Origin of the sequence: Thermotalea metallivorans (assembly GCF_001562415.1) — a bacterium.
Classification (GTDB): domain Bacteria; phylum Bacillota; class Clostridia; order Peptostreptococcales; family Thermotaleaceae; genus Thermotalea; species Thermotalea metallivorans.
In genome coordinates, this window is sequence record NZ_LOEE01000048.1 from 1 (window position 1) to 8,957 (window position 8,957).

Annotated in this window: 9 protein-coding genes; all 9 read right to left on the bottom strand. The window is 41.9% G+C overall.

What is annotated here, in order from left to right:
• Window positions 1–184 precede the first annotated feature (184 nt).
• Entirely contained in the window at window positions 185–1,567 is a 1,383-nt protein-coding gene (locus AN619_RS11045) for a tryptophanase (RefSeq protein WP_068556973.1), read from the bottom strand.
• 279 nt (window positions 1,568–1,846) lie between these two features.
• Window positions 1,847–3,184: a gluconeogenesis factor YvcK family protein gene (locus tag AN619_RS11050; protein ID WP_068556974.1), complete on the bottom strand. Its 1,338-nt coding sequence runs from the start codon at window positions 3,182–3,184 to the stop codon at window positions 1,847–1,849.
• Window positions 3,185–3,190: 6 nt separating this feature from the next.
• A complete protein-coding gene (rapZ, locus tag AN619_RS11055; RefSeq protein WP_068556986.1) occupies window positions 3,191–4,057 on the bottom strand; it encodes an RNase adapter RapZ in 867 nt (288 codons plus the stop codon).
• A gap of 16 nt (window positions 4,058–4,073) precedes the next feature.
• Window positions 4,074–4,805 carry a PHP domain-containing protein gene (locus AN619_RS11060; RefSeq protein WP_068556976.1) on the bottom strand — a complete coding sequence of 244 codons (732 nt, stop codon included), beginning with the start codon at window positions 4,803–4,805 and terminating at the stop codon, window positions 4,074–4,076.
• Window positions 4,806–4,843: 38 nt separating this feature from the next.
• Window positions 4,844–5,758, bottom strand: a complete 915-nt coding sequence (gene murB / locus AN619_RS11065; protein ID WP_330382079.1) for a UDP-N-acetylmuramate dehydrogenase — start codon at window positions 5,756–5,758, stop codon at window positions 4,844–4,846.
• Window positions 5,759–5,861: 103 nt separating this feature from the next.
• Complete coding sequence (locus AN619_RS11070) at window positions 5,862–7,217, bottom strand: ABC transporter substrate-binding protein (RefSeq protein ID WP_068556977.1); 1,356 nt, start codon at window positions 7,215–7,217, stop codon at window positions 5,862–5,864.
• Window positions 7,218–7,361: 144 nt separating this feature from the next.
• Window positions 7,362–7,643, bottom strand: coding sequence for a hypothetical protein (locus tag AN619_RS11075; RefSeq protein WP_157064997.1), 282 nt, complete (start codon window positions 7,641–7,643; stop codon window positions 7,362–7,364).
• Window positions 7,644–7,723: 80 nt separating this feature from the next.
• Window positions 7,724–7,948, bottom strand: a complete 225-nt coding sequence (locus tag AN619_RS11080) for a hypothetical protein (protein WP_068556981.1) — start codon at window positions 7,946–7,948, stop codon at window positions 7,724–7,726.
• A 398-nt stretch (window positions 7,949–8,346) separates the two neighbouring features.
• A complete protein-coding gene (locus tag AN619_RS11085; protein WP_068556984.1) occupies window positions 8,347–8,790 on the bottom strand; it encodes a hypothetical protein in 444 nt (147 codons plus the stop codon).
• Between the last annotated feature and the right edge of the window lie 167 nt (window positions 8,791–8,957).

Here is an 8,957-nt window from a genome sequence, read left to right on the forward strand (position 1 = left end):
GGGACTTTGCCTCCGGCTTCCTTCAGATTCCACCTCACGATGGACACCCTTGCCTTTGGCTAATGGTTCCCACTGCCAAGCCCATAGCGGACTTTCACCGCCAAGTTACTGCCCATGCCGGGCGCACGTGAAAAATACAAGCGGCACTGACAAAAGTGTGCCGCTTGTATTTTTCACTGAGCATTTATTTTACCGGTCTCAATCGGGCAGTAAAATGTCGCAATACCTTTGGCTCATACTCAAATTCCAATCCAACCAGTTTGTCTGCATTTTTATATACTTCAATGACTGCATCAGCCACCACATCCATGTGTCTATTGGTGTATACTCTTCTCGGAATGGTCAGTCTCATGAGTTCAAGGGGTGACTCCAAGTTTTCACCTGTATCAGGGTCTCTTCCCAACAGGAAAGAACCGATTTCTACCGGTCTTACGCCTGCTTCCAGGTAAACAGCATTGCATACTGCCTGGGCAGGGAATTGATCGTATGGAATGTGAGGACAAATCTTCTTGCAATCCACGAACACCGCATGCCCTCCTGTGGGATACTGAATAGGCACGCCGGCTTCCATCAGCCGATCTCCTAAATATTTCACCTGCTCGATCCTATACTCCAGATAATCTAATTCTACACCTTCCTGCAAGCCTACTGCCAGCGCTTCCATATCCCTTCCTGACAATCCTCCGTAAGTTGGGAAGCCTTCCATGGGCACGATGGTAGACCTGCACATGGTGTACAGTTCCTCGTCTTCCTTAATGCCAATTAACCCGCCCATATTGACCAGTCCGTCTTTTTTGGCACTCATGGTGAAACCATCGGCATAGCTGAACATTTCTTTTACAATTTCCCGGATAGACTTATCTTGATAGCCTTCTTCCCTCATCCGAATGAAATAGGCATTCTCGGCGTATCTGGCCGCATCAATGATTACCTTTAGTCCATATTTATCCGCAATTTCCTTTACTCCACGGATATTGGCCATGGACACCGGCTGTCCCCCTGCCGAGTTGCAGGTAACCGTGATCACAATAGCAGCAATCCTATCAACACCATGGGTCTTGATAAAATCTTCTAGTTTTTCCAAATCAAAGTCGCCTTTAAAATCATGGTAAGTGGTAGTATCGAAGGCCTTATCGGCAATCAGGTTTACAGCCCTGCCCCCCGCCAGTTCAATATGGGCTTTTGTCGTGTCAAAATGCATATTTCCTAAGACATAATCACCCTTATTCTTTATCAAATTAGGGAATACAACCTGTTCTGCACCTCTGCCCTGGTGGGCGGGAATCACATATTTGTATCCAAAGATCTCTTGCACAACAGATTCCAGATGATAGAAACTTTTGCTGCCCGCATAGGATTCATCCCCCAGCATCATGGCAGCCCACTGGGCATCGCTCATAGCACCAGTTCCACTGTCCGTTAGCAAATCGATATACACCTCATCTGCCCTCAAGGCGAAAGGGTTATACCCTGCTCGAATCAGCGCTTTTTCCCTCTCTTCTCTGGAAATCATTCGAATGGGTTCAACCATTTTGATTTTAAATGGTTCAGCCTTTCTGATTGCCATCTTACTTCCTCCCTTAATCAATATTTTTTCCTTTGACTTTATCGATTTTTTTTACCTATTACAATTTTTTTATACTTCTCTATAAATAAGTTCTACATCCGCAGAAAAATTCCTTGTTTTTCTAAAATTATCACACAAAAAATTGACATGCGTCCAACCAATGGCCTGGCCATAAGTTTTTCTGCAGAAGCATGCATATCGCTAATCAAAGGACACAGATAGCGGTGGCAAAGGGCACCTCTGAAATCACAGGACTGCCGTACGCAAATGTATCTGGGTTTAACCTTTTGTCATCTTTTTCAGTTTATCATGGAGATAATAATAATCCAATATTCGAAATTTATCTGTAGCGTATTTTTCTTCTAAGGCCAGCTTCATAATCTGTTCCGATAATTTTACGGCATCATGACGAATATATTGTTTTTTTATTTCTACAAACGGTCCTTCGATGATCTTCATACCCTTTTCCATGATCCTTTTTCGGTCTTCCATCGTCAACTGGACGGGCTGTGCTCCATCCTCCGCATACTTCTGCAATACCTCCGGAGAAATATCCTCATGATTGACGAATACATAGTCGATGATCTGTCCCTTGGTATGACAAAGGATGCTTTCCACATGTCTCCACACCCCATACCCGTCCGTTTCTCCAGGTTGGGTCATCACATTGGCCACGTAAACCTTCACAGCCCTTGACTTTTTCACGGCATCGGCCAAATCCTCCACCAAAAGATTAGGAATGACGCTGGTGTAGAGACTTCCCGGTCCCAATACAATCACATCGGCGCTACTGATAGCCTCCAAAGATTCTTTCAAAGGCTTTGCGTGCTCCGGCTTCATAAACACCTGTTCAATTTCACTATTCAATTCCTTTACCTTGATGGGAATCTGCGATTCCCCTTTGATCACTTTGCCATTCTTTAACTTGGCGTACAAGGTGATGTCTTCCGTGGTTACAGGCAGCACTTTCCCTGTAACAGCCAATACATCATTCATTTTCCGGATGGCTTCTTCAAAATTATCGGATATGCCGTTCATGGCAGCGATCAATAAATTGCCAAAGCTCTGTCCCCTCAAGGATCCCTCCTCAAATCTATATTGGAGCAGCCGCTCCATGATGGGTTCCGTATTGGCCAATGCCAAAATGCAGTTTCGGATATCTCCCGGGGGAAGCATTCCCAGATCTTCCCGCAGCTTTCCAGATCCACCTCCGTCATCGGCCATGGTAACAATGGCCGTAATGTTGGACGTAAATTTTTTCATTCCCCGCAGCAATACGGAAAGTCCTGTTCCTCCACCGATGACTACCACTTTCGGACCCTTCATCAATATTTTCTTATGGTGGGAAATTTTATCCATAGGATTTCTATAGCCCAATCCTGCAGAACCCATATCCAAAAAATTGATCAAAAACAGTCGGATTTGTTTCGCCCCTGCAAAAATAAAGAGAACTCCAAGCATCATCAAGACAGGGGCATATTGTTCCCCTATTCCCTTCAAAAAAACACTGCTCATCACAGGATAAGCACCCAAAACAATGCATACAATCCCCAATATCATGATCGCCAGCCATCGTTTGATTTTCAGACCCGGCCTTAACCAATCAAAGAAATTCATCCCTATCTACTCCCTTACAACTTTTACTGAATCCCTATGATTGATCGTTACACGATAACCCTTCTCCAGCAAACTTTCATATAGAATATTGGCTACTGTCACCGAACGATGCTTCCCTCCCGTACATCCGATGGCAATCACCAATTGAGATTTTCCTTCCTTAATATAATAGGGAATTAAAAAAAAGAGCAAATCTTTTAACTTCTCCACAAAAACAATACTTTCAGGCCATTTCATCACATATTTCCTCACCTCGGGATCATCTCCCGTAAAATCCCGCAGGGTATCGATATAATGGGGATTGGGCAAAAACCGAACATCAAATACCAAATCAGCATCCAGGGGAATTCCCTTTTTAAATCCGAAGGATAAAATAGAAATCGTCAAATTCTCTGATTTGAGACCCTCCACATATATTTTCCGAATTTCTTCCTTTAGCTGACTGGAAGTCAGATTGGATGTGTCAATGATATGCTTTGCCCTGCTCTTCAACTGCGACAATTTTTGCCGTTCAGCCTCAATGCCCTCAATAATTCGGCCTTTAGGACTCAAAGGATGGTTTCTCCTCGTCTCCTTGAAACGTTTGATCAACACCTCATCAGAGGCCTCCAGAAAGAGAATTTCATAGGCATACCCCATCTTTTCAATCGTATCTAAGCTCTCAAACAAATCGTCGAAAAATTTCCCCCCACGGATATCAATCACCAAAGCAATTTTTTCAATATCTCCCTTGGCATGGAAACAAAGCTCGGCAAATTTAGGTATCAATGAAGGCGGAAGATTATCGACGCAATAGAAACCCAAATCCTCCATACTCTTCATCGCCTGGCTTTTGCCAGCTCCTGACAGCCCGGTGATGATGACAAATTTCATGGCAGCTCCCCCTTCCCTATGCTTCTCCATTCAAAATTTGCTCCACCTTTAACCCTGCCGCTACTGCCCGATCAATGCCTGCCTTGACGTTTCCCACATCTGCCGGCCTGTGGGCATCGCTGTTGATTACAAATTTTACCCCTTCCTTCATGGCTATTTTTATATATTCTACTGTAAGATAGCCATGGCTGCTGTTGATCTCCAGGGCTGTATCCCTTTTTACTGCAGCTTGGGCAAGCTCGGCGGTATCAATATTGGCCTTGGCTCCCGGATGGGTTATGATATCAATAGGATTGTTATAAATGGCTTCAACCACTGCCTTTGTATTGATTACCCGCACTTTTTTCTCTACAGAAGGCAAATATTTGGCAAGCACATTGCTCCCGTGGATTTTCAAAGCTTCGGAAATACCCTGGGGCATGGCGCCAAAATGGTAGCCGGCCAAGACAATATCCAAATTTTTGATAATCTCTTGATCAATATCGATTTTCCCATCAGTGCTGACAATATTGGCTTCCAAACCTAATTTCACCTTGATTTTATCGGTACTGCCATTTATCCTGTCTATTTCTTCCCGCATTTTTTTTATATCTTTTTTTCTAACGCCATAGGCAATGTGGTTTGGTCCGTGATCCGTAATGGCGACTTCCCTTAATCCTTTTCGTAGGGCTTCATCCACATTCTCCTGAATGGTTCCTTTCCCGTGGCTGTACTTTGTATGGGTATGATAGTCTGCAAAAATTTTCATTTTTTCCTCACTCCAGTATTCATTGGTTGTAGTACTCCCTATTCCTCACCGATAATTCTTACCTCCGGGTGAAGCTCCACCCCAAATTGATCCCGAACAACTTTTTGGACTAACTTCATCAAATGGATTACGTCTTCTGCCGTAGCGCTGCCAACATTCACCACAAATCCGGAATGCAGCTCCGACACTTGGGCATCGCCGATTCTTACCCCTTTTAGACCGGCATCTTCAATCAGTTTCCCGGCAAAATGTCCCGGGGGCCTTTTGAAAGTGCTTCCGGCACTGGGCAAATGGAGGGGCTGCTTTGTTGTCCTCCTTTGGGTAAGATCCGCCGTAATTTCCTTGATTTTTTCATAATCTCCCTTCTGGAACTCCATCTCTACTTCCAGTACGATCAATCCCTTCTGCTGGACGATGCTATGCCGATAGCCAAAGGCCAGCTCGTCCCGGCACAACCAACTTACCTTGCCATCATGATCCAATACAGAGGCTCCTGTTACCACATCCTTCATCTCGCCCCCATAGGCCCCTGCATTCATGGCCACAGCTCCTCCTAAGGTTCCAGGAATTCCGCTGGCAAATTCAAAACCCGCCAAACTTTCTTTCATCATCTTCTTTGCCAAGGCGGAAAGAAGAATCCCAGCCTGGGCGGTGACCCGATTTCCTTCTATCCGTACATCACTGAAATTTTCTGCAATCTTGATCACAACACCTCGGATTCCCTTATCCCTTACCAAAAGATTGCTTCCGTTGCCGATCACATGATAAGGCACTTGATAGTCTTTGCAAACTTGCAATGCGTAGCGGATTTCTTCAACAGAAGCAGGCAGCACCATAATATCGACGGGTCCTCCAATCTTGAAGGAGGTATGCTCCTGCATGGATTCATTGCGTCTGATGCGATCTATCTGAATTTTATCCTTTAATTTTTCATACACCTCATTCATCACCATGAAAACAACTCCCCATTTTTCTTCTCTTCTCAACCTTAGATTTTATCATGATTAGTATACCGCTTTACCCGATGAAATACAAGGCTATTCTTCACCCCTTTTGTTAGGGCTTTTGCATCATCTTGCGATAAGCCTCTATTTTCATCTCCGCGTCCCTTAACGCATCTTCAACGGATTTATTTCCCAAAACCGCCTGCCGGATTTGGCTTTGCAAAATCCCGTCAATGGTCATCCAATGGGGATGGACCGGTATATTTTCACAATAGGCAAGGCTTTTTTCCACCGTAGCCATGAGGGGGTCATGGCGATAGATGTCCCCTGCACTTTTCTTTACGGGAAAAACTCCCAGCCTTCCCAAATCCTTTTGAAACTGACCATCGGTGATAAATTTAAGAAACTTTACACACATTTTTAATTTCTCTTTGTCCTCCTGTTTGAATATGCCATAGGCTGATACTTGATTGCCAAAGGATACGGGAATCCCTTTTTTCCCGATGGGATAATTGGCTACGCCGATTTCAAATCCCTCCCCTTGATTTCTTAAATTATTCAACACATGGATTGCCCATGTGCCCACGGGATATACGGCAACTTTCTTTTCCTTATAAAAGCTTTGCCAGGCTTCCCCTTCCGTATTTTCTCCAAAACTCGGGGGCATTACTCCATGGACCTGCTTAAGATCTACCAGTTTTTTTAAGCCGCTTTTGGCCCGCTCATCATTGAAGCGATAATTGAAATCCTCATCGAATAACTCTGCCCCATCGGAAAGCAAGATCCCCCAAGTATTGTAGCTGTTCAAATCGATAAAGGAGTGAAAGCCATAGACATCATTTTTGCCATTTCCGTCCCTGTCAAAGGTAAGGGCTTTGGTAGCCTTGACAAATTCATCATAGGTCCAGTTGCCGTCCTTCGGGGGATCCACCCCCTTTTCATGGAACAGATCTAAATTCAAAAGCATGGTATAGGTGGTCATCATCCAAGGAAACCCCCATGTCTTTCCCTTATAGCGAACGGCATTGAGGGCCTGAACTTTATAATCCTCCAATTCCTCCCTTGTCAAATATTCATCCACCGGTTCCAGCACATCCCGATCAATCACAGAAAAATCCGTGGCCACCGGTGCAATATCAGGATACATTTTCATTTGAATGGCTGTGTCTAATTCAACGGGGCCTGTCTTCCAATCCATTGGCTTCAATTCTATGAATACACCGGGATTCTCCCGCTCAAACTGTTTGATTTTGCTGATAATCCATCCGTAGCGGCTTCCATTGGTCACATCAAGACGGGGATAATCCCATAGGGTGATAACCCCCTTCCAGGCTACCTCCTTCTTCATGGGATCCTTGTATGGATATTCCGGTCTATATTCTAAAAAATAAATAGGCCCTAATATGATAAATCCCCATAGCAACAGGCATAAAAAAAGAGTAAAAGGTCGATATTTTCTTCTGGCCATATCACCGCACCTCCTACTCTATATTTATTCATAAACGAACCTGATATGCTCGCAACAGGAACATCTTAACTATTCTGTGGTTTCCATAGAACCATAACCACTATCCAAGTGAATAATGAACTTTTCGTCTAAAAATTTATAACATTAATTATAACCTTTAAAGGGTTTTTGTTCTACATGCCATGGTAAAATATTGTCATCTCTTATTATCAATTCTTTGCCATCTTTTGATAGTCCTATAATTTTAAAATATGAACCTTCCAAATCATTCATATAAATTAACCATATTCTTGTACCTTTAGCATCAATAATTTTTGCTTGCCTTACAATATTTCTTTTCTTTTCAATTATGTTCACTTGCGTAATATTAGGGTTATCAACGATACCTAAATACATTGGAGGAGAGACCTTTTCTATAGCAGGCATATAAGTATATGATATTCCAAACTTGCTTAGAAATTTTTTTATATCTGCTTGTGTACCACTATAAACAACTTTGTAACCACCTAATTTTTTTTCAGAATGGCCACAGATAAATCATTCCCATTCAAGTGATTATAAAACACTATCATTCCTCTGTCTATTTTTTCTTCATGCAAGATGTTTACTGGTTTTGAATTTACACTAGGAAGTACTTCTTCTATTGTTTTTCCAAATATATTTTGTTTAGTAAATATATATGTTAGAGTAATAAATGAAATCAAAAATAAAAAAATCACTCTTTTTTTCATACAATACCCCTTCAGTTTAGGAATGTTAAGCAATCATTCTATCCTGCGTGCTCTAAAATTACAACAATCTGTGGCGCATCTAGTCGTTGTGGTCTTTCTAATTATCGGGTTCAAGGCACCATAGTTAATCGACCTGCCTTAGTCAGTCAAATAGAAATTTCGACATAAATCAATTTTCATCCTTCCACTGGTGCCACATCAGCAGCATAGACGTCTAATAGATTATTCTCAGAAATCTAAGTTGTATTTTGTAGATGGTATTTAATAATAATACAAGAGGGATAAGCAGTACCTAACTTAAATGGCAAACTGCTTAACCCTTCATTGAATCTACTAACTTTATTATTTATAATTTAAATATATAACTTTTAAGTTTTTAGAGAATGTTTTGAATTTTTTTAATATGGCAGAGTATCGGAAACTCTATATGTGTTATTTCCTACACCTAGCCATAAATATTTTGTACCACTTAGGGTTGACCCTCCCCAAGGTGTACTTATTGGGTAGTTGACATACCAATTAGAATTTGCAAGTGCCCATCTGCTCATAGAGCTGTTCTCCTGTTCTCTTACTATTTCTATAGTTGGCATTTGACCCAACTCACCAAATCCCGTTGCTGTAGGACCATAAAAGCCACTTGGAATTAGATAATCATCCCCTCCATTAACAATAACAAATTCTGTGATCATAGATGCATACATCGTTCCAATTCTTAGAGATACTTTATAATCATAATACCAAGCATAGCCTGTTCCAATTTCGACCCCATTAGGGATGATTTCTGATTCTAATTCAACATCTTTGCGTTCAGATTCATTAGACTTATTAAGATTAAGAGACAAAATTTTATTTAAAACTTTTTCATTTTTTACTTTTTCTTTTTACCACTTTACAAGTTTGACTAAGCTACCTGATCTTTGTCAAGGAAGCTCTGCACAGCTTCTTTAACGGTTGAATAAATTTTGGCACTTTCGAAGCTGGATACGAAAGTATCAAATATTAATTCTAT

Bases quoted from the DNA above. Each gene is read 5' to 3' on its own strand.
- AN619_RS11045 (WP_068556973.1), bottom strand. From the start codon at position 1,567: ATGGCAATCAGAAAGGCTGAACCATTTAAAATCAAAATGGTTGAACCC.
- AN619_RS11050 (WP_068556974.1), bottom strand. From the start codon at position 3,184: ATGAATTTCTTTGATTGGTTAAGGCCGGGTCTGAAAATCAAACGATGG.
- rapZ (WP_068556986.1), bottom strand. From the start codon at position 4,057: ATGAAATTTGTCATCATCACCGGGCTGTCAGGAGCTGGCAAAAGCCAG.
- AN619_RS11060 (WP_068556976.1), bottom strand. From the start codon at position 4,805: ATGAAAATTTTTGCAGACTATCATACCCATACAAAGTACAGCCACGGG.
- murB (WP_330382079.1), bottom strand. From the start codon at position 5,758: ATGGTGATGAATGAGGTGTATGAAAAATTAAAGGATAAAATTCAGATA.
- AN619_RS11070 (WP_068556977.1), bottom strand. From the start codon at position 7,217: ATGGCCAGAAGAAAATATCGACCTTTTACTCTTTTTTTATGCCTGTTG.
- AN619_RS11075 (WP_157064997.1), bottom strand. From the start codon at position 7,643: ATGCCTGCTATAGAAAAGGTCTCTCCTCCAATGTATTTAGGTATCGTT.
- AN619_RS11080 (WP_068556981.1), bottom strand. From the start codon at position 7,948: ATGAAAAAAAGAGTGATTTTTTTATTTTTGATTTCATTTATTACTCTA.